At 55.1% G+C, this 22,845-nt stretch carries 17 protein-coding genes; 12 read left to right on the top strand and 5 right to left on the bottom strand.

The genetic code is table 11. The annotated features are described in order from the left end of the window. Positions 1-70 precede the first annotated feature (70 nt). Positions 71-1,363: a HEPN/Toprim-associated domain-containing protein gene (locus JFT66_RS26555; RefSeq protein WP_198860457.1), complete on the top strand. Its 1,293-nt coding sequence runs from the start codon at positions 71-73 to the stop codon at positions 1,361-1,363. Between the two features lie 919 nt (positions 1,364-2,282). Here JFT66_RS26555 and JFT66_RS26550 read toward each other — a convergent pair. From JFT66_RS26550 to JFT66_RS26535, 4 genes are all read right to left on the bottom strand, one after another. Next, positions 2,283-2,627, bottom strand: coding sequence for a hypothetical protein (locus tag JFT66_RS26550; RefSeq protein ID WP_122281495.1), 345 nt, complete (start codon positions 2,625-2,627; stop codon positions 2,283-2,285). A gap of 2 nt (positions 2,628-2,629) precedes the next feature. Further along, entirely contained in the window at positions 2,630-3,028 is a 399-nt protein-coding gene (locus JFT66_RS26545) for a hypothetical protein (RefSeq protein ID WP_198860456.1), read from the bottom strand. Between the two features lie 300 nt (positions 3,029-3,328). Next, on the bottom strand, positions 3,329-3,517 hold the full coding sequence (locus JFT66_RS26540; RefSeq protein WP_122281493.1) for an AbrB/MazE/SpoVT family DNA-binding domain-containing protein: 189 nt from the start codon (positions 3,515-3,517) through the stop codon (positions 3,329-3,331). 286 nt (positions 3,518-3,803) lie between these two features. Beyond that, on the bottom strand, positions 3,804-5,018 hold the full coding sequence (locus JFT66_RS26535) for a hypothetical protein (protein WP_198860455.1): 1,215 nt from the start codon (positions 5,016-5,018) through the stop codon (positions 3,804-3,806). 624 nt (positions 5,019-5,642) lie between these two features. Between JFT66_RS26535 and JFT66_RS26530 the strand changes: the two genes are divergently transcribed. The 3 genes from JFT66_RS26530 (at position 5,643) to JFT66_RS26520 (ending at position 8,057) form a co-directional block, all read left to right on the top strand. Beyond that, on the top strand, positions 5,643-6,386 hold the full coding sequence (locus JFT66_RS26530) for a class I SAM-dependent methyltransferase (RefSeq protein WP_198860454.1): 744 nt from the start codon (positions 5,643-5,645) through the stop codon (positions 6,384-6,386). After that, positions 6,383-7,033 (top strand): hypothetical protein, encoded by a 651-nt coding sequence (locus JFT66_RS26525; protein ID WP_122281489.1) that lies wholly within the window; start codon positions 6,383-6,385, stop codon positions 7,031-7,033. The genes JFT66_RS26530 and JFT66_RS26525 overlap by 4 nt, the downstream gene beginning before the upstream one ends. 490 nt (positions 7,034-7,523) lie before the next feature. Then, positions 7,524-8,057, top strand: coding sequence for a hypothetical protein (locus tag JFT66_RS26520; RefSeq protein WP_198860453.1), 534 nt, complete (start codon positions 7,524-7,526; stop codon positions 8,055-8,057). Positions 8,058-8,354: 297 nt separating this feature from the next. On the opposite strand, the gene JFT66_RS26515 is transcribed toward JFT66_RS26520, so the two are convergent. Next, complete coding sequence (locus JFT66_RS26515) at positions 8,355-8,960, bottom strand: ATP-dependent Clp protease proteolytic subunit (RefSeq protein ID WP_198860452.1); 606 nt, start codon at positions 8,958-8,960, stop codon at positions 8,355-8,357. Positions 8,961-9,422: 462 nt separating this feature from the next. Between JFT66_RS26515 and JFT66_RS26510 the strand changes: the two genes are divergently transcribed. Genes JFT66_RS26510 through JFT66_RS26475 form a run of 8 tightly spaced genes read left to right on the top strand, consistent with a single transcriptional unit; the run spans position 9,423 to position 22,782 of the window. Beyond that, complete coding sequence (locus tag JFT66_RS26510) at positions 9,423-16,478, top strand: amino acid adenylation domain-containing protein (RefSeq protein ID WP_198860451.1); 7,056 nt, start codon at positions 9,423-9,425, stop codon at positions 16,476-16,478. Further along, positions 16,475-17,635, top strand: coding sequence for an FAD-dependent oxidoreductase (locus JFT66_RS26505; protein WP_198860450.1), 1,161 nt, complete (start codon positions 16,475-16,477; stop codon positions 17,633-17,635). The genes JFT66_RS26510 and JFT66_RS26505 overlap by 4 nt, the downstream gene beginning before the upstream one ends. Then, on the top strand, positions 17,635-18,960 hold the full coding sequence (locus JFT66_RS26500; RefSeq protein ID WP_233097199.1) for a condensation domain-containing protein: 1,326 nt from the start codon (positions 17,635-17,637) through the stop codon (positions 18,958-18,960). The genes JFT66_RS26505 and JFT66_RS26500 overlap by 1 nt, the downstream gene beginning before the upstream one ends. 1 nt (position 18,961) lies before the next feature. Further along, entirely contained in the window at positions 18,962-19,876 is a 915-nt protein-coding gene (locus JFT66_RS26495) for an SDR family NAD(P)-dependent oxidoreductase (protein WP_198860448.1), read from the top strand. Continuing rightward, positions 19,869-21,134 carry a cytochrome P450 family protein gene (locus JFT66_RS26490; protein ID WP_198860447.1) on the top strand — a complete coding sequence of 422 codons (1,266 nt, stop codon included), beginning with the start codon at positions 19,869-19,871 and terminating at the stop codon, positions 21,132-21,134. The genes JFT66_RS26495 and JFT66_RS26490 overlap by 8 nt, the downstream gene beginning before the upstream one ends. Next, positions 21,106-21,531, top strand: coding sequence for a nuclear transport factor 2 family protein (locus tag JFT66_RS26485; protein ID WP_198860446.1), 426 nt, complete (start codon positions 21,106-21,108; stop codon positions 21,529-21,531). The genes JFT66_RS26490 and JFT66_RS26485 overlap by 29 nt, the downstream gene beginning before the upstream one ends. Positions 21,532-21,533: 2 nt before the next feature. Then, positions 21,534-22,517 (top strand): beta-ketoacyl-ACP synthase III, encoded by a 984-nt coding sequence (locus JFT66_RS26480; RefSeq protein ID WP_198860445.1) that lies wholly within the window; start codon positions 21,534-21,536, stop codon positions 22,515-22,517. 25 nt (positions 22,518-22,542) lie between these two features. Beyond that, positions 22,543-22,782 carry an acyl carrier protein gene (locus JFT66_RS26475; protein ID WP_198860444.1) on the top strand — a complete coding sequence of 80 codons (240 nt, stop codon included), beginning with the start codon at positions 22,543-22,545 and terminating at the stop codon, positions 22,780-22,782. Positions 22,783-22,845 lie beyond the last annotated feature (63 nt).

Here is a 22,845-nt window from a genome sequence, read left to right as displayed (position 1 = left end):
CCGGTATACCGCTACTGCGGCCAGCAACGGCATATTCAGTACCACGTCAAGTTAACGCGATGAGATTATCATGAGCACTCCAATCACACTATCTGTGAGCGATATTGATCTCACTTATAATACGGGCTACATGGGTATGGACCACGGCATGCTTTATCAGGAGAGCGACCGCCGGCATCGTCGTCACGGCAGCATTAATTACGACTACCCTCATAGCCCTGAAGACCTGCGTCAGAGGGAGTTGTGTTTTTACCGAACGCTTGGATCCATGATATCGCGGCTTGAGCTACTCGGGTACACACTGGGGTCAGTAACGTCGGAGTATGAAAAGCACGTCGTGCTAGAACGTGATCAGTTAGCCGAGTATGAACCTGCCAAACTACCGCCCGAGCGTTTGACGTTCGAACAATTTGTCGACTTTATCAAGATGCACTCTTTAGGAGACCTCAAAAACGATTATGTCGAAGACTATGATGCAGAACATGCCCAGGGGCGAGGCCGCTTCGCCGCTGATCCAGCTGTTCCACTACTCCCGAGCGGCGTTTTTGACCGCGACAGCGGAGGTTATTCCGAGCGTAGCCACTTTGGCTCTCTGATAGGCTTCTTAAGCCCGTATTCAATCCTTCGAATCCTTGCTGAAAATCCTGCCAATCTGAATGAAGAAGTTGTTTGGGATTACGGCAGTTTCGTTAATGCAGGCTGGGCTAAAAACGAGGATTTCATCAGCAGCGCGCGTCGAACTCAGACCTATTTGATCGCTACTGAAGGCACATCTGACACTCACATCTTGAAGCGTGGATTATCGCTGTTACGGCCTGATGTCGAGGATTTTTTCCGCTTTATTGACATTGAAGAGCGTCACCCTTTCTCCGGCACCGGTAATCTTTCCAAATTCGCGGAAGGGTTAGTAAAAATCGACGTTCACAATCGTGTGATCTTCCTGCTAGACAACGATGCCGAAGGCATTGATGCTTACCGGAACCTTCTTCAACGCTTCAAATTCCCGGTGAACATGAGAGTGATGGCGCTACCTGACCTAGATGAGTTGCGCGATTTCCCGGCCAAAGGGCCGACCGGGGTAGCGAATGCTGATATCAACGGCTGTGCGGCGGCTATTGAATGTTACCTCGACCTCAAACTAAAGGGCCGTCCATCACCGCAGGTGACTTGGACGAACTACAAGGAGTCGCAGGGTGTTTATCAAGGGTCGCTCGATTTCAAAGATAGCTACGCCAGCGCGTTCTATAACACCACGGCTGAAGCTATTGAATCAGGGGCCTATGATGCGAGCAAGCTACGAGTTGTGATAGCGACGCTTATCAAACAGTGCGGCGGCATAGCTGCAGAGATGCTCCATTCGTAGCTGCAGGCTCGCTGGACTTGTTGCAGCTGGGAAGTTGCACTCCACTTGACCACCCGTTTGCATTGCCACTGACCAGTCATTTGCATTCGACTTGACCAGTTGTTTGCATCGGATCTGACCAGCGCACTGGGTGCGCCTTGGCCGGCAGAAGTCGGCCAGAAGCGGTAATATAGAACGTCGCAACCAATAATCAATTAAATGCAGCCGACGCCATGCCTCAGCCCACAAGCCATCTGTTCGCTTATGTAAGGACCGTCGGTGATTTTCGGCCTGACTTTACCGCTATCGTGCTTTTCGGCCTGGAGGTAAAAGACGATGGCCCGCTGTATCTGCTAATACGTTTTGAGGACTACGGAAAATTCCAGATTTAAGGCGACCACTTGATACTTGGATTGGATGAGGCCCTGGAAAGCGCTGAGTTAGAGTACGGTATTTTGTCAAATGATTGGCGAGTAATGAGCGAGGCGGAAATTCAGCGAGTCGATTCGAACATCCGTTCTGGCGATATACCCGCTTAGGGTCGAGAGCGGATTTTCACGAATGGCTCCTCTTGACCAATTTTGCCCGGTTGCTTCCTGTCACGAGGAGCTGCTTCCGACCGATTCTGTTGAAAAAGTCGGCTTGCCCAAAACGCTCGAATATTGACGGATGAAAACATCTCTTTTGCACGCTGCTACGTGAAATCCGACTCCTGAACCTCCTGCGCAACACTCAGATTTCGATCTCAAGCGCGTACTTTTCTATCGTGGAATTCGAAGCCGACTTTTTCAACAGAATCGACCCAAAGAGGACGGCTGCGGAGCGAGGCTACGACCCGAATCAGCGTTGCGCCAGTTTGGTTGATTCCGCAGATTCGTCTCGCCTTAGCCGTCACTTGGAACCAGTGCTTAATTGAAATCTGATTTAAAATGTGATCGTATCAATACTTACTTCGATCATAATTTGAAGCGTTGGTGCAGCGAATGAAAGCGTCGTAGTAAGTTTTCAAGTTGGTATTCTTTTCATAAAGTGTGCGCGCAATTTCAGAATCTGCGAAGTTCCCTTCTTCCCAAAAACGGTTCATCTCGCCGGAAGCCATGTATTTTAGATGATCTTCGTTGATTTGATTGTCATGAATGTGCGAGCGGCCAAAATAGAGTGCGGACACAAATGCAATGCGGTCTGCAAAGTCTGGATACTGTCTGAGGAACTGTTCTGCGGACGCTTCGGATTGAAATGGAATCTCCGGGTAAATGGCGGCCAGCAGATTATCTATATGGGTCATGATCAATTCCTTATGATGGTGTCGACAGGTGCTTTAGAAATTGTGTTCTGGATTGATTTCACGGCAGCAACCAGCTTTTCTGGTACGCGGAACGATTTTTTAATTTCGCTGGTCCAGTCTGGTGTGTCGATGGTCCACTGTATAAACTTATTGTAATCAGTAGTGCTTAGCGTAATGAAGTACTTATTGCATAGTATACCGGAGACACGCTGCTCCAGAAATTTCCTGACGGCAGGGTAAATTTCAATATAGAAAGCGCAAGAAATTGCGAAGCCGACAAGGTCTGATTTCTTTGCCAAGTTTTCAAGATGCTCGATGAATGCACCCGAATGCGATGTGTAGGCTGGATCACCACGTTTGATGATTGCTTGACTAATGGCGTAGAGCTCTTCCTGACTCATTGGCAATATCACAGTTAGTGTTTTTCAAGCACTTAAGAGTTGCGTGGAACGCTGTGTCTAGAGACTTGAGACTAGCCCAGTTGCCATGTGGCTGGCAAGGGTCTGGAATGCAGAAACCATTCGCCAAATCAGATACCTAGCGTAAATGCTGCCAAGCATCGGTCCGGTAGAATGAAAAAGCAGCAATGCCTTGAGGCCCCCCGCCCTGGCTGCAGTGGTGGTAATCGGCCAATCACTGCCGCTCAGATGTGCCGTTCGCATTTGCTCGTTTGAAGATTAGGTAAAGCGCGCCTGCGCCATTCAGGCTGTGGCTGAGTCGCTCGGCCTCGGTGTCAGAACTATCGTGCCGCCGATCACTTCAATGGTCAGTACGTCGCCGATGCTCAGTCCTAAAGTTGCGAGTAGGTCCGGCGGCATGTCAATGATGACGTCGCCACTTCCATCCGCAGGATCTTGGCATTTCACTGTCCAGCTTTGGGCTTCGGTCATGACGTTACTCACACTTTGGTCTTAGCGGGCATGATTCATTATGCTCGCAATCTCTTCGCCAGTTGAAGCGTGATGCTGACTGCTGGGCCATCAACTGCCTATCACGGCGGGCAGCTGTCGGCCAATAGCTGCGTGTCACGATGGGCTACGATTGGCTACAAGCTGACGATCATCAACCAAGGTTTTCCGTATGCGTCTGGCCAAATCATCTACCCACCCTGAAAAGCTAGGACACATCGCCTTAAGCTATGGGGTCAAGAAGGTGTGTTGTCCGGACTATTAAGGTTCAATAGCTACTGTTGGCTAAGCTCCATACGCATGCCCGTAACACCAATAGTTGGTCTCGGGTGGGAGAGGTCTCGAACTTTTCCAAGTAGGTCAGATAGTCTTTGCAGTGCGCTAGTTCAAAGGCTTCGCCATGCACAAGTGAATTTCTAATGCTCAGTAACAGGTGCGCTCGTCCTTCTGGGTCTACTATACCAATCGCATGCGTTTTGATGCCTTCACGGATACTTTTTCCTACACTGCCTTGTTTACCAAACAGCCCGTCAATTGCAGAGCTGAGCTGCATAAATCGGTCGCGCTCTGGCAGTGTCCACGCAGCGCCGCAGCATTCCAACATAACGGCGAGTCTGGAATCGGAAACCGCTGCTCTCGTCACGGTACGTACAAATTTTGCAGTAGTGGAGGTGACATTAACTGGTTGGAACAAGTAGGGAAGAGAAAAAGCTTTAGATTTTTGGGTGCAGTGACCGGCACTCAGATAGAAAAGCCCCGCAGGCTGCTTTGCAGCTGTAATAGCCAATGCTTTATCGGAATCTAAAGCCAAGAAAAGCGCTCCCGCAATCCGTCTTAGCGCCGATTCTCCAGCGGCTTCGCTTTTGGCATAGCAGCCTAACCAAGAGTCATTAGCGCCCAACAGAACTCTTCCCGGAGCGTCTCTAAGCGGAGGAAATTGGCCAGGTACTAACTCGCTCCGAAGAAACCTGTACCGATCGGCCAGGAAATCAAGGTTTTGCGTGGCGGGCCACCACACGCATGACGGATCGCTGATCACCTCAGCGCATTGTATTCCCAGCATTGGTATCATGAAGAATCGATCTTCAGATTGCGTCCGCAAAAACTTGGGGAGTTTTTGTGCGAGCAACTGAACCACCTCGTCACCTACAAATTCCAGAACTGTTGTAAACCTTGGACGAGCCGCGGCAAATAACAGTTCTCCTCCGCCGGCCAATTCAACATGTTCGACGAAGAATTTTTGGAGCAGGCTGATAGATTGCTCCAAGCTCCCGTCCAGCATGGATGCTTGGTCGCTTCGAATTAACTGCAGGGCAGAGACACGTTGTTTGTCGAAGTCTACATAAAATTGCAACCCAAATCCGCCGAAACCGCCGTTTTTCGTACCCGTGCTAAATTGCCAAGAGCCACCGGGAGGCGTAAAGCGCAACCCATCCAAAAAAGTCTTGATCACTCTGATTAGAGAGGGGTTTGGCTCTTCCATCGGGTTGTTTCACCTATCATTCGCGTCACCGGACAAGGCGGTCTAGGGCGTTTGACTTTTACTACCCCCGCCCCCGCTTGTCACGGGTTTTGCTCAGCATTAGATTTCTGGGAGGTAGTTCTGGCCGATTCTGTTGAAAAAGTCGGCCATGGTTTCCACGGCAGAAAAGTATGCGCTTGAGATTGACATCTTTACTTTGAGCAAAGGATTGCGGGCTCAAATTTCGCGTAGCTGCGCGCAAAAAAGGCGTTTTCAGCAGTCAGTACGCGGGCAGTCTGGAAGGACCGACTTTTTCAACACAATCGCCCCGTTGCTGACATTCGACATCAGACTAAAGACGGCCCGGGGCATCACTCAGGTGTCTGTGACTAGGGGTGATTCACAGAGCCGCACCGGTGTACAGACAAAACGCTCAAAATTACATTGCAATGAGTGCTCGATATACTAAGCTGCCAGCGCAGTGATGGTTTCCAAGGCGCTGTATTTCCAGCAACTGGATCGTTGAAGCGCTGATCCGGAGCCTGAGAGGCCGCGATGGGAGTGCTTGAGTATTGCCGCCCACTTGCAACGGCGCAGCAAAAATCAACATACATTCCGCCAGCAGTTAGCAGATAGGGATATCACATGATCCTTCCCCACACCCCAGACGTGATCATAGAGTTTGCTGAGTCGAACGGGCATTGTGCCCAGGACTTGTGGGATCGCGAGTATGAACAAGCGCCTACCATTCCATCATCGTTAAGAGCTGCACCGGCACATGCACTCGTCGAGCTGATGAAAACATATGAATTCCCCGCTGCGCGGGCCTTGGATCTTGGTTGCGGAAACGGCCGTAATAGCCTTTTTCTCGCGAGTTTAGGTATGCGGGTCACCGCTCTGGACTTCTGTCCAAAAGCGGTGGCTTTGACACTTGAGCGTGTGGAGGAAGCCGGACTATCAGGTTCTGTCGATGTTGTGAATCAAAACCTTCTAGATGGGATCCCAGGGGACGATGAGTCTTACGATCTTGTAATGGATGCTTATTCGCTTTGCCATTTCACCCGCGACGAAGATCAACGACGCGTGGTACATGAGGTAGCGCGCGTGCTGAAGCCTGGGGGGTACTTTATCAAGATACATGTCGACAGTTCGGACGTTTATTACTTAGAGCGGCTTCATACTCGAACATCCTACGGGCACATTAGCTTTGATCCAGCCAATGGCTTAAAAAAGATGCATTGCAGCTTGGCGACTTACACCGAGCAGGTAGTTCCGCAATTTACCCTTGTCGAGGCTGTGAACATTGCCTTTCCTGACGACGTCCGCGGTAAAGTATACGACCGAAGCATATTTGCCTGCTTGATGCAGAAAGTTAAGAGAGTGATATGAACGAAAAAAATCTGGACCCCTCAACGGGTCAATTCATTGATCCTATGTTTGCGGTCATGATCGCCGCTGCTGTGGGCGAGACCATTATGGTGTGGGTTAAGCAAGGCGCTATCCCTGACTTTTTCACATTGATGATTGTGATAGTAGGTTATGTGAATCTGCTACTGAGTTGGTTCGGATATCATAAGTCAGTGTTGAAAAAACCAATACTTGGGAGCCTCCGCTTTATTGTTACCGTCGTCCTCTTACCGCTCTATCTACTTACCGTCGTGTTGGCAACAAAACCCTTTTATTGCGTTGCCCTGACCTATGCAGCTATATTCTTTCTGTGGTCTTTTTGGGAGCGTCTAAAATACCGAGAATACTCGTTAGAACAGAGTTTTCTATGGTTTCAGCTCAGGCCATACAATGTGATGGTGTATGTTGCGGCCATCTATGTGGTAATGGCTGAATTTATCCCTGCGTCTAGTGCCTCAATACTGCCTGATTGGGTTTTCTCGCTTGCCGACCCACTGGGCTTGTTGGTGATCGTTTGTGCCATCGTCGTGCTCCGAGCTCAGAAAAGTAGTAAAAATAGCAATACGCCTATTTCGAAAATTTTCGGCCAGATCAAGATTTTGCTATTTGGTGGTCCTGCGGACGTTTAAAGGAGCCTGCGACAAAGGCATTCCCCCTGATTGACGCCTCATACCTCTTTTAGCTGCTAACGCCCATAGCGGATGGCATCTATGGGGCGATTGTGTTGAAAAAGTCGGTCCTTCCAGACTGCCCGCGTACTGACTGTTGAAAACGCCTTTTTTGCGCGCAGCTACGCGAAATCTGAGCCCGCAATTCTTTGCTCAAAGTAAAAATTTCAATCTCAAGCGCATACTTTTCTGCCGTGGAAACCATGGCCGACTTTTTCAACAGAATCGGTCGACTTCTGCCGGTCAAGGCGCACCCCGTGCGCTTGTCAAATTCGATGCAAACAACAGGTCACGTCGAATGCAAATGGGTGGTCAAGCCCATGCAATTACGCAGCAGCGGTGGGCACTATGTTCGGCCACTAGGGTGATTTGACGTAAGCGCCAACAATCCCCTTCATTGCGGACATGTTGGTTCCCCGAAATTTGCTAGATATGCGGGGAATCAGTCATCGTGCACTTAGGCTCGTCAGTTGCATCTATTTTGCAACAGTTGCATTTATTGCTCAATGTCACAATTCCCAAAATGCCCAGCAGGCAATCCAATGAAGCTCGGGACCGTCTCGACAGAGAGGAGCGACTGAGAAAGCTTAATCTTGCTATTCAAAGCGTAAAAGATAGAGAGTTTCAAAAAAACCAACGCCCGGCTCGCCTTACCATAACCCGATTAAAAAAAGATTGCGCTATGACCAGCCTGCATTCTTTCCCGGAACCTTTCAGATCGGAAATATCAAATGTTTTTAAGTCAGCATCTGAACCCAAAGATATCTTCCATGACCGGCTAATCAAATGGGCAGTTTCTAAGTATGCAAAACTTTTGATACCGATTTCTGCAAACAAACTTCGTCGAATAGCTGGATTACCTATTAAAGACCTCCTTAGCTGCCGTGAGATGGTAATCAAATATGCGCAAGTGCATAATTTGAGCTATCACTCAAAAAGCTCGCTTTCGCCCTTTGCCAATCTGCACGGGCCTACAGAGCACTGACTCAATCCAAATGAACCTATGCATTGTCGGCGCCGATGCAGAAGAGACCCAGTTTCCGAGATTTCACTGCCCCAGTTTGACTCCTCGTGAATAATTGTCTGTGCTGGACTTTTGCAGGTTTGGAGATGGGGCAGTCTTGCGTCGGCAGCTGGGTCTGTTGTGGTCAGGCGGCGTAATGTGAAAGCTTGCATGAGGCTGAAAACGTCGAGCTTGACACGAGATAAAAAAACTAACCCCCTGGTACGCAGTACGCGACAGGTTCCGCCCGAGGCGTGGGGGCTAATCCACTTTGCACAATCAGAAGGACGGTCGCGTGATTTCTTTTTCCGACACAATGATTCTGTTGACCAATCCGTATTCCAATGCTTCTTCAGCATTGAGCCAGAAGTCACGCTCGGTGTCAGCGCTGATTTTTTCTGCCGTTTGTCCGGTGGCTTGGGCGAAGATTTTGTCCAAGCGTTTTTTCATCCTGACAATTTCATTCATATAAATCTCGACATTACTCGCTGGCCCTTGAAAGCCTCCCGACGGTTGATGCAGCAGGAACCGTGTGTTCGGAAGCGAGTAGCGATTTTCTTTCTTGGCTGCGGCGTAAATCAGAGCGCCCGCACTCGCGACGCTGCCGGAGCCAATCATGACCACCGGCGGGGCAATAAAACGAATGGCATCGAAGATCATGTCGCCCGACTCAACATGCCCACCCGGTGAATTGATGAAGACGTAAATAGGATCATCGTTAATGGACGCAAGAATGTGCAGTTGTTGCACAACGTCCTTGGCCATCCGCTCATCCACCACTCCCGTGATGAATACCTTACGAGCCTTGATCGCATACTCCATCAATTTGGCACTGACGGCGCCCTGTTGTTCTTTGGTGTCCTGCTCTTGTTCGTCGGTGTTCATAGCGTCTCCCAGACCTATTCAAAGTTCCATTTTAGGCAAGCCATATCCACGGGCGTGCCTTCTGGCTGAAGGGAGCATAAGCAGCTCCCGAATCGTAAACCGTTGCGACTTTAGGCGTTCGGCCGGATGTAAGTCAAAGCCTTTGGCGGCGCCTTGCTAGAACCTTGGTGAGCCATCGACCCGACGAAACTCACCGTTGGATCTTCCGGGTTCCAGCCAAAGTGCAACACAAAAATGCATCGCGCCGTCACGATGGGCAGCTTCAAAAAAAATATGCGAAGCAAGCTTGCAAAACAAAAATTTGCTTCTACGCTCGAAATGTTCTTACAAGACCGTGGAAGTTTTTCCTACTCTTCTGACGAATAAAGTCGTACTCAGGATGAGGACGAGCCAAATGCCTGATTGGCATGTTGGCGCATTGCGTGCTTCCACGCCTTGGAGTTTCTTCAAGAGGATACAGGGATGATCCGTAAGCCGTTATCGCCTTATCAGCGCGACATTTGGGTTGCCGCTGCTCAGTTCCCAGAAAGCAATCAGTACACGCTTTTCTGCTACGACCGACTCGTTGGCGAAGTGGATGAACAGGCTTTGCGTCACGCAATGGCCTCTGTTGCCAGACGCACCGATGCCTTCGGCCTGCGCCTTGGGGAAGAAGACGGTGAACCTTTTCAATGGCTCGCCGCCGAATTGGATGTCTCGATAACGACCCTTGATCTTACGCATGAATATGATCCCGACGCTGATATCCAGGCCTGGTTGCGCAATGCGTTTGGCTTCAGTTATGCCCTGGACGGCAGCCAATTGGCTGACCTGTTCCTGCTTCGAGCAAGTGATTCAACGTATGTCTATGTCCGGGCGCACCATGTTGTATGCGACGCCTGGGGTTTGCAGTACTTCATGGGTCAGGTACGTGATGAATACCTGAGATTGACCGCAAATGCGGTGACGGAAACGCAAACCCACGCGACATCCTTTTTGGCGGTCAATGAGGCCGACGACTACACGCAATTGGAACAGTACAGGGAAGATCGTGCCTACTTTTCCCAAGTATTGAGTGGGGTCGAGCCTGCCCTGTTCAGCCGCAAGCTGCCTGCTGGCGCGCGAAGTAACGCTCGTTACGCTATTACCCTGGAGCGGCCGCTGCTGACCACCATCAGAGACCGTGGCGAGTCCCCGTTCCTGTTTCTCAGCGCCGCGATCGCGCTTTATCTGGCCCGTGTGCACCAATGCGATGAGGTCGTGCTCGGGATTCCGGTACTGAACCGTGCTGACCGCAGGGCCAAGGCGGTGGTTGGGCATTTCGCCAATACTTTGCCGTTGCGCGTTGAGATTATTCCAGGCCAACATATCGAGGAGTTTGTTGCGCAATTGCGGCAGGGCATTCGTACGTTGCTGCGCCATCAGCGTGTGCCGCTGGGGGACGTAGCCAAGGGCTCGGCGCCGTTGTTCGATACCACCATTTCCTACATGCGCTGGCCGAAGGCCGTCTCGATCCCTGGCGTAACCTGTGAAACCGTAGCGCAGACCCATGCTCATGATCAGGATGCACTGGCGATATGGGTGTCGGAGTTCGATGACCACAGTGATGTGCAGGTAGACTTCGAATACGCCTGTGATGTTTTTGATGAAGACTTCACGATAGAAGCGGCCGCGAAGCATATCGAGACGCTTCTTCGCGCGCTGGTGGGAGGCGACAACCAGCAGGCGGTGGACCTTGAGCTGTTATCGGCTCGCGAATACAACGACTTAGTTTATGCGCGCAACAACACCACCATTCCATTTCCCAGCGACACCACATTACCCGAACTGTTTGCCGCACAGGTGGCACGAGCACCGCAACAGACAGCCTTAATTCACTCGGATGGCGGTTGTGTGAGTAACGCCGAGTTGCATCGCCAAGCATCGGCTGTAGCCACCGTGCTTCGGGCCCATGGTGTAGGGCCCGATGACCGGGTCGCAGTAATGATTGAGCGTGGTCGCTACCTGTTGCCCGCTATCCTCGGCATCCAGTTGGCTGGGGCCGCCTACGTGCCCATCGACCCGAAATACCCACTTGATCGAATAGAACTGTTGCTGGAGGATTGCGGTGCCAAGGTCGCATTGGTAGTGGATCTTGCCCTTCCTGCGACGCTCTGTACCGTCCTACAAATGGCAAAGATGCCACTCGCCTCAGACGAATCCGTGTTGTTGCCAGTGGCGACCTCCACAAATTTGGCTTACGTGATTTACACCTCCGGTTCCACCGGCACCCCAAAAGGGGTGATGGTAGAGCATCGCGCAGTCGTGAACCGTTTGTGCTGGATGCAACGCCAGTACCCGATCGGCGAGCAGGACGTACTGCTGCAGAAGACGCCGACAGCCTTTGATGTATCCGTCTGGGAACTATTCTGGTGGAGTTTTTCCGGAGCGCGCTTATCTCTGCTGCCGCCCGGGGCGGAGAAGGATCCTCGTGAGGTTCTGCAAGCCATACAACGCGACCGTGTCACCGTGATTCATTTCGTGCCATCCATGTTGTCGGTACTGCTTGACCTGCTGGAAAACGATGTACTGGCTCGGGAGCAGGCACTCAGCTTGCGGCGGGTGTTTTGCAGCGGCGAGGCACTGGCGCCGGCCCAGGCAAACCGCTTCAAGCGGATATTTGGTGAGTCGGTCGCCCTAGTCAACCTCTATGGGCCTACCGAGGCGACCGTCGATGTCTCGGACTTCGTGTGCCCCAGTGATCCCATGCCGCGGGTACCTATCGGGAAACCCATCGATAACATTCAACTGTATGTCTTGGGCAAGGGCTACAAGCCGCAACCTATCGGTGCGGCCGGTGAGCTTTACATTGGGGGTGTCGGCGTTGCGCGGGGGTATTTGAACCGGCCGCAACTGACGCAAGAACGCTTCGTTTGCGACCCGTTCAACCCGGGCGCCAGGCTGTATCGCACAGGTGACCTCGCGCGTTGGCTGGCTGATGGCAACCTGGAATATCTGGGCCGCAGTGATGATCAAGTCAAGATCCGTGGCAACCGGGTCGAGCCCAACGAAGTCCGTGACCATGTAGAGTGCTTGCCAGGTGTCAGGAGCGCTGCCGTAGTGGCCTGCTCTTCACAGACTCGCGGTACATATCTGGTTGCCTACTACGTGGCAGATACTGAGCAGGACGCCGGGGTATTACGCGCCGGACTCGCGGCGGTAATACCGGACTTTATGGTCCCTGCGTTCTTCGTGTATCTCGATCAGATTCCCCAGACCAACAACGGCAAACTGGATCGTGACCGTTTGCCATCGCCGCAACGCTTGCTGGTAAGCGTTGCGCCACGGACGACGACCGAAACTTTATTGGCGACGGTCTGGGGCGAGGTTCTGGGAGTATCCAACGTTGGTATCTATGACGACTTCTACAGCCTGGGCGGTGACTCGATCCTTATGCTGCGCATACGCGCCGAGTCGGAGCGCCAAGGCCTGAGTTTTCAGTTAGCCGACCTGCTGCGCAACCCCACGGTCGCTGGCCTGGCGGAGCACGTGGTACGGCCGGTCAAGTCCCAGGGCATTGAGCCTTTCGAGCTGGTCTGCGAAGTTGATCGTCCAAGGCTTGAAGGCCTGGAGGATGCCTTCCCGGTCAGCAGGCTGAGCCTGGGCTTGCTGTTTCATTCCAGCCAGCGGCCCGAATCGTCGATCTACCACGATGTCTTCCGCTACTGCTTTGAATTGGCGTGGGATGAGTCAGCCTTTCGACGTGCGGTTGACACCGTCGTGCAGCGTTTCCCCGCACTGCGTTCGTCGTTCGACCTGATCGGGTGCACCGAGCCGATGCAGTGTATTCATGGGGAGGCCGCCAGCCAGCTGGCAATTATCGATTTAAGAGGACAGGACAGCGCTCACGCGCAGATCGACCAGCATATTCATCAGCGCCGGTTTCACCGATACGTGGTTAACCAACCGACGTTGTACCTGTTCACGGGGTTCATCCGCGAGACAGGGCTGGAGTTGGTCTTCAGTTTTCATCACGCGATCCTGGATGGCTGGAGCGTGGCCACGATGATCGCCGCGTGGGTGGCCGCTTACCGTGGCCAGCTCATGACTACCGATATCGCCCCCGCACTGGCCAGTTTTGTGCGCGAGGAACGGAACGCGCTGGCCACCAAGGACACCGCGGACTATTGGGCTCGTTTGCTTGATGGCAAGCCCATGACCCGACTCGATGGGTTTCGCGCCCACGAGCCAATCCGGGGTGAAGAGGAGGTAATGGGTCAATGGGTAGCCTTGCCGGATGAACTGTTGGCGCAGGTCAAGACTATGGCCGCACAACGTGCGGTGCCGCTGAAGGCACTGTTGTTGGCTGCCCACTGCCTGATGCTTCACGTGCTCACGCGCTCGGACACGGTGGTTACTGGTGTGGTAACCCATGGCCGGCCGGACCTGGCTGGCACTGATCAGATGGTCGGTTTGTTTCTCAATACCTTGCCGGTCTGTTCGCTGACGGCGGGGCGAACCTGGTTTGGGATTGTCGATGAGATTGTGCGTCAGGAGCGCGATGGCTATGCGCATCGCCGTTACCCCCTCAGTGCCATTCAGCAAGCCCAAAACGATGTGCTTCATACCGCCTTCAATTTCGTGAACCTGCACGTGCTCGCGTCGTTGCATGAGTTGCGCGACCTTCAGGTCTGGGAAGAGACAAATTTCTCGTTGTTCGTCAGTGCTATCGCCAACCCCGTGGGGGATGGTATGTACCTGCGGGTCGATACCGATGGACATGCCGTAACGCGTGCGCAGGCGGACCTGGTAGGGGTGACATTTGTCGATGTGCTGCGCCGGATGGTCGATACTCCCGATGATGCCGTGGACTTCTCGTTCCTCGCACCGCCACGCGGTGTCACTTCGCTGCCAGAACCTTTGGTGGATGTGGTCACGCAGTTCGAGCGCCAGGTCCGCGCAACACCAAACAGTGGTGCGCTGGCATTAAACGATGAGCACTGGACATATCGCGAACTAGATCAGGTATCCCGTTACGTGGCCACTCGTTTAAGAGCCACAGGTGCAAATCCCGGTGCCGCCATTGGCGTAGCGATGAACCGGTCGCCGGAGATGATCGCGGTGATCTGGGGGATTCTGCGGGCCGGGTTGATCTGTGTACCGTTGGATGTGAGCTACCCAGCCCATCGCCTTGCGTTGATCCTAGAGACCGCACAGCCATACAGAGTTGTTGCTCATCCGCAACATGCCGGAGTCGCAGCCAGTGACATTGTCCTGCAAGCCGAGGAGGTGGTAGCGCCTATTGTCACTCAAGCCTACGCCGCCCCAGGCTTGGACGACCTGGCCATGCTGCTGTTTACCTCTGGTTCCACCGGTCGGCCCAAGGGCGTGGGGCTGCCTCACAGGATGTGGGCCAACTACACGCAATGGCAGCTGCGGGTTCCCAGTGGCAGGCCGGGGCTGCGCACGTTGCAGTTCGCCCCCTTGAGTTTTGACATGTCTTTCCAGGAGATTTTCTCCACCTTGTGTGGCGGGGGGGAACTGCGTCTGGTCTCCAATGAGGAGCGGCTTGATCCAGGCGCGCTGTTGCGTCTGCTTGATCACCATCAGGTCCAGCGAGCCTTGCTGCCATTCGTTGCGTTGCAACGACTGGCCGAGGCATCCAATACCCTTGGCCTGCGGCCACGTGCCCTGCAGGTGGTGGTGTCGTCCGGCGAGCAGTTGCGTATCACCGAGGACATACGGGAATTCTGCAGGGCAATGCCGGATCTGTTGCTGGAGAACCAGTACGGACCGACTGAGACCCATCAGGTGACGTTCCATTCGTTGACCGGAGATCCCGCGACGTTTCCCGCCCTGCCGCCCATTGGCCAGCCGTTGGATGGCGTCGAGATCCAGCTCCTCGACGCTAGCATGCGGCCGGTACCCGTGGGTGTTACCGGTGAAATATACGTGGGCGGTGAGTGCCTGGCCCGTGGTTATCATCGCGCCCCTGAGCTCACCGATGAGCGTTTTATACCGCACCCTTGGCGTGCGGATGCCAAGCTTTACCGCACCGGTGACCTGGGCCGAGTATTGAGTAACGGCGACGTGGTGTGGCTCGGCCGGGCTGATACGCAGGTCAAGGTACGTGGCTTCCGTATCGAGCCGGTCGAGGTGGAGCTCGCAATCATGCGACAGGCTGAACGCCAGCCGGGCCTTAAGGGTGTTGCCGTGGTCGCCAGAGATCGGGATGGCACCGATGCATTCCTTGCTGCGTTCTTGAGTGGTGAGCAGAGCCAGGTCGACATGAGTGATTTGAAAAAGGCGCTGCGAGCGGAGCTGCCGGACTTTATGGTCCCCTCGTTTTTCGTATGGGTGGATAGCTTCTCGCTGACGCCCAGCGGCAAACGCGACGACGCAGCACTGCGGGCAATACCACTGGCACAAGCAGCGTTGGTGGAGTACGAAGCGCCTCGTGATGAATATGAACGCACGATAGCCGAGCTTTTGTCCGAGTTGCTGGATGTGCCGGAGGTCGGCATTCGTGACGACTTCTTCGAACTGGGTGGCACTTCGTTGACTGCAATGCGGTTGGTGCTGACCCTTGAGAAACGATTTGGTATCGATGTCCCCATTGCTGCCCTGATTGAGGCACCTACCATTGCCGGCTTGGCCGAAAGGCTGCGGGGACGCAACGCTGTGCTGGCGTTTGATCCTCTGGTGCCCATCAGGACCAGCGGCAGCCGTATACCTTTGTTCCTGGTTCATCCCCTGGGCGGACATGTCTTGTGCTACTTGCCACTGGCTCGCGCTCTTCCAGCCGATATGCCTGTGTATGCCTTGCAAGCGGCAGGTAGCGGCCAGGGCAGCACACCACTGCAGAGCATTGAGGAAATGGCGACGGAATATCTGGTCGCAGTCCGGCGCGTGCAACCGCAGGGCCCGTACGTGCTGGCGGGCTGGTCATTTGGCGGATTCGTCGCCTATGAAATGGCCCGCCAGCTGCGAGCGCTCGATCCTCATTCAGTTGAGCAAGTGATCGTACTGGACTCGATCACCATTGATCGCGATCGCTTCATGGGGGCAACCGATGATGCCTTGCTGCAGTTCTTCTATTGGGAGCTGGTCTGGTTTGAACGAAGCCACGAAAAAGTCGAGCCGCTGCCGGCTGAACTGAGCCTGGACGAGAAGTTGGACCACATCGTCGAGGGAGCCATCAGTCACGGCGTGCTGCCTGAGGGTACGCCCCGGGCCACGGTACGGCGCTTGTACGAGCTGTTTCGGGCGAACTGGCGTGCGCTGATGGAGTATCGCCCGCCAGTGACCGACTGCAACTTCGCGCTGCTGCGCGCCGACGGACCCTTGCCGGCCTCCCTCAAGCCTATGCACGACGCGGCGGGTACGCACTACAACGAGCCGAGCAATGGATGGAGGCATTGGACCAGCGGCAACCTCACGGTCATCGATGTGCCGGGTGACCACCTGCTGCTCATGAAGGAGCCGTATGTCGCGTCTGTGGCTGCGGCGATCACTGGGTTGCTTCTCCCTTCCACGCACTCCGACGGAAATCAACCATGACCCGCCAACGCAAGAAAGTCGTGATCATAGGCGCCGGGATCGGCGGGCTGGCGGCGGCTGCCTGCCTGAGCAAGGCAAACTTTGATATTGAGCTGTATGAGCGCGCCAAGGAATTACGCGCGGTGGGCTCCGCCTTGTCGCTAATGCCCAACGCGCTCACAGCGCTTGCCAGGCTTGGGGTGAAACCGGACTTCAAAGAGGCTCAGCCATTCGAGTCGTTGCGATTTCTCACCCGACGCGGGCGGCCGATCAGGTCGATTGATTTCGGCAGCATGTCGCGCCAGCTCGGCCAACCCAACCTGGCAATCCATCGGGCCAGCCTGCAACAGGCGCTGCTTGAGCAAGTGTCAGACTGCAAGATCGAGTTGGGCGTGACTGCCACAGGCTATGCCGAAGAAGGAGACGGCGTTGTCGTGACCTTCAGCGATGGGCGAGAGGTATATGCCGATATCTTGATTGGTGCCGACGGTTTCAACTCGGCTATACGCGCCACACTTGCTGGTCCAGAGCGGCCAACCGACTGGCACTACATTATCTGGCGCGCCACGCTTGCATTCAGCCACCCCAAGGTTACCCAAGGGTATGTGGCGCACTATTGGGGGCGCGGGCAACGCTTCGGCCTGGCTGACATCGGCGGCGGCAATGTTTATTGGTGGGGGACCAAGAACATGCCTGCCGAGCAGGCTCAGAACTGGTGTCGTGGCAAAGCCGGAATCCAGCAGTTATATGCAGGTTGGGCCGACGAGGTGCAAGCCGTGATCAGCGCCACTGCAGATCACACGATCACCAGCCTGCCGGCTCAGGACCGTCCATTTCTCGAGCGATGGGGCGCCGGGCCCGTAACGCTGCTAGGCGATGCCGCGCATCCGATGCTCACAAGCCTGGGCCAGGGTGCTGCGATTGCCATAGAAGACGGCGCGGTCCTTGCCCACTGCCTGACCACTATCGACGATTCCCAGGTGGCCCTGCGCGCCTATGAAGATCGTCGACGCGATCGTGCCCGAGCCATGGTCGAAAGCTCACGGGCGCTGAGTTGCGTGGAGCAGCTGGAACATCCACTGCGCACCTTCGCCCGCGACGTCTACTTTCGATTTGCTCCAGAGAGCACCTTCACACGGCAAAACGAGCTGGCGCTGACATTCCCGGGGGTCGAGTGATGACACAGGTTAATCGTCCGCTTTCTGCAGTGGAGCGTTGGTACTGGCTGTGTGATCAATTCTCGGTGCTGAACGTGATATCCCGGGTACGTGTCCGCGGAGATGTACAGCTTGACGACCTGCGCCGCGGCCTGGATGAGTTGCAAGCTCGCCATCCGCTGCTGCGTGTAAGGATCGAGCATGATAATGGCCTCAATCCTCGATGGTTGCCCTGCGAACAACCCATCCCCTTGCGCGCTGTGCGCGGTGAGCATGATGAGCAGTGGGTGGATGAAGTCAATGCTCGTGAACTGGTGGAGCGAGTCGACCCGAACAATGGGCCACTGATCCGCGCGGTGCTGGTCAGTGGTGCCAATAACGTGCATGACTTACTGGTGGTGGTGCCGCATATCATCGCCGATGGCACGACCGTGTTGTCGCTGTCCGAACAATGGCTGTTGCTGGCGGCCGATCCTCATGCTCCGCGTTGGACGGCGCGGGTGCTGGCTCCGGCGGAAGACTTGCGGCCCGCACAGTATGCCGGCGAGCCAGCGGAGCAAAGCCTCGCCGTGCAGACCGCAAGCGACCAGGGATTGATGGCTCGGTGTCGACCTGGCCGTGTCGAACCCAGCGTCGCGGTTGCGCTCGACGCACGCCGCACTCGTTTGTTGCACCGAGAACTGGATGAGCAGCAACTTGAGGCCCTCATGCGTGCATCCCGTGAGCAAGACACCACGGTGCACGGTGCACTTACCGCCGCCTTGGTGTTGGCTGCCGCACGCGACGCAGATGCGCAGCCGGGCTTCTTTACGGTTGGCTCACCCATCGACTTCCGAAGTGAATTACAACCTGCCGTACGTAACGATGAGGTAGGAACTTACGTCGCCACTGTTCCATCGGTGGTCGACGCCGCTTTGCCGTTTTGGGACTTGGCCCGTGCCCTTACTACCGACCTCAAACAACGCAAGCAGAAGGGCCATCACTTTAACCTGGTAACACTGGTAGTCGCTGCGGCACCGCTGTCAATGGAGCTCGCTCGTCCGTTCATGGCGTTCATGGAGGCTGAGGGGCCCATAAACCTGTGTTCGTCGAACATAGGGCGCTATCCATTTGTAGACCGCATAGGCAACTGGGAAGTATCCCAGGCGCAGTTTCTGACGGGTATCTCAGTTAACGGTTATTTCGTTGCCACCATCAACAGCAGCCACGGTCGGCTGTTCTGGAACTTTACCCACATCGACGAAGCCATCCCGGCCAATCGCGCACAGTGCCTGGCTGATGAGTGCGTGCGCGAACTGCTATGTGCCCTTGATCAGCCGCCCCGATCCGTTCCTGAGGAGCAATGACATGATGTTCAGCAGCAAGCCTTTGCCGACCCAAGGCAAATTTGTATTGATTACCGGGGCCTCATCAGGCCTCGGACGAGAAACCGCTATGCACCTGTCTGAACAAGGTTTTGAAGTTGTTGCGGGGGTACGCCGGCCCGCCGATGGGCAGGAACTGGTCGCGCAGTGCACGTCGGGGCGAATTACCACGGTGATCATCGATGTGACCGATGAGGACACGATCAACTCTGCGGCAGCCAGTGTATCCAAGCTGATCGGTCCGGCAGGTCTTTGGGGACTGATCAACAATGCCGGGATTTGCGTTTCTGCTCCACTGGAGTGCGTGTCGAGCGACCTGCTGCGCAAACAGTTAGAGGTCAATCTGATTGGTCAGCTTGCTGTTACACGAGCGTTTCTGCCGTTGCTACGTCGTTCAAACAGTGCACGGTTGGTCAATATAACGTCGGGGCTTGGCTCGGTTGCAATTCCTTATCTGGGGGCTTACTCCGCCGCGCAATTTGCCAAAGAAGGCCTCAGCGACGCTCTGCGCCGTGAGCTGGCGCCCATGGGGATTGCCGTCTCAGTGGTGAGCCCGGGCGCAATCTGGACACCGATCTGGAACAAGATCTCGGTCGAAGGCGAGCGTGCACTAGCGTCAGTTCCAGAGGCTGTCGCCACACTTTATCGTGAGACGTATCTGCGCTTTCTGAAGGGTAACGAGGAGGGAGCACGCAACAGCCTAACCCAGCCGGCTGATGTCGCTGCCGCCGTATTTGCGGCACTCACGGCGAGCAAACCGAAGACCCGCTATCGAGTTGGCGCCGATGTGAGGCGCGGTACCCTGCTCGCGCGGCTGCTGCCCGACGCCATGATCGACAAGATGTTCCGGCCTATCGTTACTCCGGCACCGGCTGACAAGGAGGTGCAACGTGTCTGACCGTCAACTTCGGCTGGGAGAGGAATTGATTTCGCCTTTGCATTCACTGTATGACGGCCTGCAGGTTGATGGCGCATCACGGCCTGCACACCTGGCACCGAATCATCCGGTGTGGTTGGTGACACGCTACCAAGATGCCCGGACCGTGCTGGCCCATCCCGGCGTGCGGCGCGATGCGAAGCAGGCAGCCGAACTCTATACCCGGCGCACGGGGATCCGGCGTGCGGAAATTGGCGAATCCCTCAGTCACCATATGCTCAACTGCGACCCGCCGGATCATGCACGTTTGCAGGCATTGGTGGGTCGTGCCTTTACCAGGCGCCACATTGAGCGCCTGCAACCGCATATAGAGCGAGTGACCGAAGAGTTGCTTGACGCCATTGCGTTGCGCGAGCAAGCCGACTTGATGGCTGATTTCGCCGTGCCATTGACCATCGCTGTGATCTTCGAGTTGCTGGGAATTCCTGAAGCCGAACGTGATCATGTGCGTGATTCCTGGGAGCGCCAGGCTCAATTGTTGCTACCCGAGGAAGCCAACGCACTAGCAGACCAACAAGCGATGTACCTCAAGAAACTGCTGCAAGCCAAGCGCGAGCAACCGGCTGATGACGTGTACAGCGGCCTAGTCCAGGCTGCCGATGAAACCGGGAAATTGACCGAACTCGAACTGGTAGGCATGGCACATTTGCTGTTGATGAGTGGGTTTGAGACCACTATGAACATGATCGGTAATGCCATGGTCACGCTGCTGACCCACCCTGAGCAATTGGCCCAGTTACGGGCCCAGCCCGATTTGCTGCCCAACGCCCTGGAGGAGTTGGTGCGCCATGACAGCCCGGTGCGCGCGTCCATGTTGCGCTTTACCGTCGAAGACGTGCTGCTGGGTGACGTTACCATTCCCAAGGGAGAGTACATCCTGGTCTCCAACCTGACCGCCAATCACGACGCGGACCGATTTGAGAACCCCGATCATCTTGACCTGACACGTAATACCGATGGCCACCTCGGTTATGGCTTCGGTGTGCACTACTGCGTGGGTGCGGCGCTGGCGCGACTGGAAGGGCGCATCGCTATAGGTCGCTTGCTCGGCCGGTTTCCCAATCTTGCCCTGGCGGTACCTCACTCGGAACTGCAGTGGTTACCGATCACTTTCTTACGGGCCTTGATCAGCGTTCCAATCTTGCCCGGGCCAAGCATTACGTCTACCTCCCCCCTGAAAGGAATACACGATGAATGCCAGAGAAATTCTCACCTATAGTTTGCAGCTCTTGGAAAACGGTGACGCCAGGGCTTGGTGCGACCTGTTTCATGAAGACGGAGTGTTGGAGTTTCCATATGCTCCGCCTGGCTGGAACACTCGCTTCGAGGGGCGCGAGGTGATCTGGGCGCACATGCGTAAGTTTCCGGAACACTTGCAAGTCAATTTCACTGAGGTGTCGTTCTACGACACCAACGACCCTGACCTGGCCATTGGAGAGTTCCATGGCGACGGCGTGGCCAAGGTGTCAGGTGGCGCACTCAAGCAGGACTACATCTCGGTGATCAAGTCGCGAGACGGAAAGATTGTGCTGTACCGCGACTTCTGGAACCCACTGCGCCACCTTGAGGCACTGGGTGGCGTGGAAGCTGCCGCAAAGATCGTCCAGGGGGCCTGACCATGGCACGTGCAGCCGTTATCTGTGGCCTGGGCAGCTATGTACCTGAGGCCATTGTCACCAACGACATGCTTGCCGAAGTGCTGGATACCTCGGATGAGTGGATCCGCACACGCACCGGTGTTGGTCAGCGTCATATTGCGGCGGCTCACCAAAGTACCGGCGACCTAGCGATTGAAGCCGCAAAATGTGCATTGTTGAGTGCCGGACTCAAGCGCGTGCAAGCTGTTGTGCTGGCGACCGCTACCCCGGACTTTTCTTGCCCGGCCACCGCGCCCAGGGTCGCCGCCGCGCTGGGCATGACCGGGGTAATGGCATTCGATATTTCGGCGGTCTGTACCGGGTTTGTCTACGGCCTGGCCGTCGCCAGCGCACTGATCACGGGGGGGGGGGCGCAGAACGTATTGCTCATTGGTGCCGACACCTTCACGCGTACTCTAGACCCCGGCGACCGCTCTACCCGGGCGCTGTTCGGGGACGGAGCGGGCGCGGTGGTGCTGCGCGCTGGAGACAGTTCCGAAGCTGGTGCATTGCTTGGCTTCGACCTGGGCAGCGATGGCACTCAGGCCGGGTTGCTCATGACACCGGTGATCACCCATGAAGAACGGAAAAGCCAGCAGGCAACGGGCTTTTTCAGCATGGACGGACGCGCTGTGTTCAACGAAGCGGTGACTCACATGACTGAGTCGGTGCAACAGCTTCTCAAAACAGTGAACTGGGGCATTGGCGACGTTGATCACTTAGTGCCGCATCAGGCCAACACACGTATTTTGGCGGCGGTAGCAGATCAGCTGGACGTGCCGTTCGACCGCGTAGTGAGCAACCTAAGGGACGTTGGCAATACCGTGGCGGCGTCCATACCTCTGGCGCTGGCCCACGGGCATCGTGCAGGGATCATGCAAGAAGGTGATCGAGTCGTGTTGACGGGATTCGGTGCCGGTCTCACTTGGGGGGCGGTGGCGCTACATTGGCCAAGGATTGTCTAAATCACTTGTTTCAGGGAGAAAAAGTATGCTTTTAGCCATGGAAGAAAAGATTTTCATGCTGCTTAGTGACTACGCCAAGGTGCCTAGAGAGAAAATCTCTGTGCATAGCCGGATGCAGGACTTTGCTGAGGACTCGCTGGCGATCACCGAGTTGTCATTCAAACTGCGTAAGGCGTTCGAAGTGCCTATTGCCGATGAGGATCTTGATCCACTGGAGACGGTGGGTGAGCTGATCGAACTGGTAGATACGCGCCTAACGTCCTGACCCTGACCACAACCAATTCACTGTCTTCACTCCGGACCTGCCGCTCGGCGCAACGGCAAGAGG

The organism is Pseudomonas sp. MF6755, from assembly GCF_016405635.1.
GTDB classification, from domain to species: domain Bacteria; phylum Pseudomonadota; class Gammaproteobacteria; order Pseudomonadales; family Pseudomonadaceae; genus Aquipseudomonas; species Aquipseudomonas haemolytica.
The sequence above is the reverse complement of the archived record's forward strand: the minus strand, read 5'-3'. Positions and strand labels throughout refer to the sequence as shown.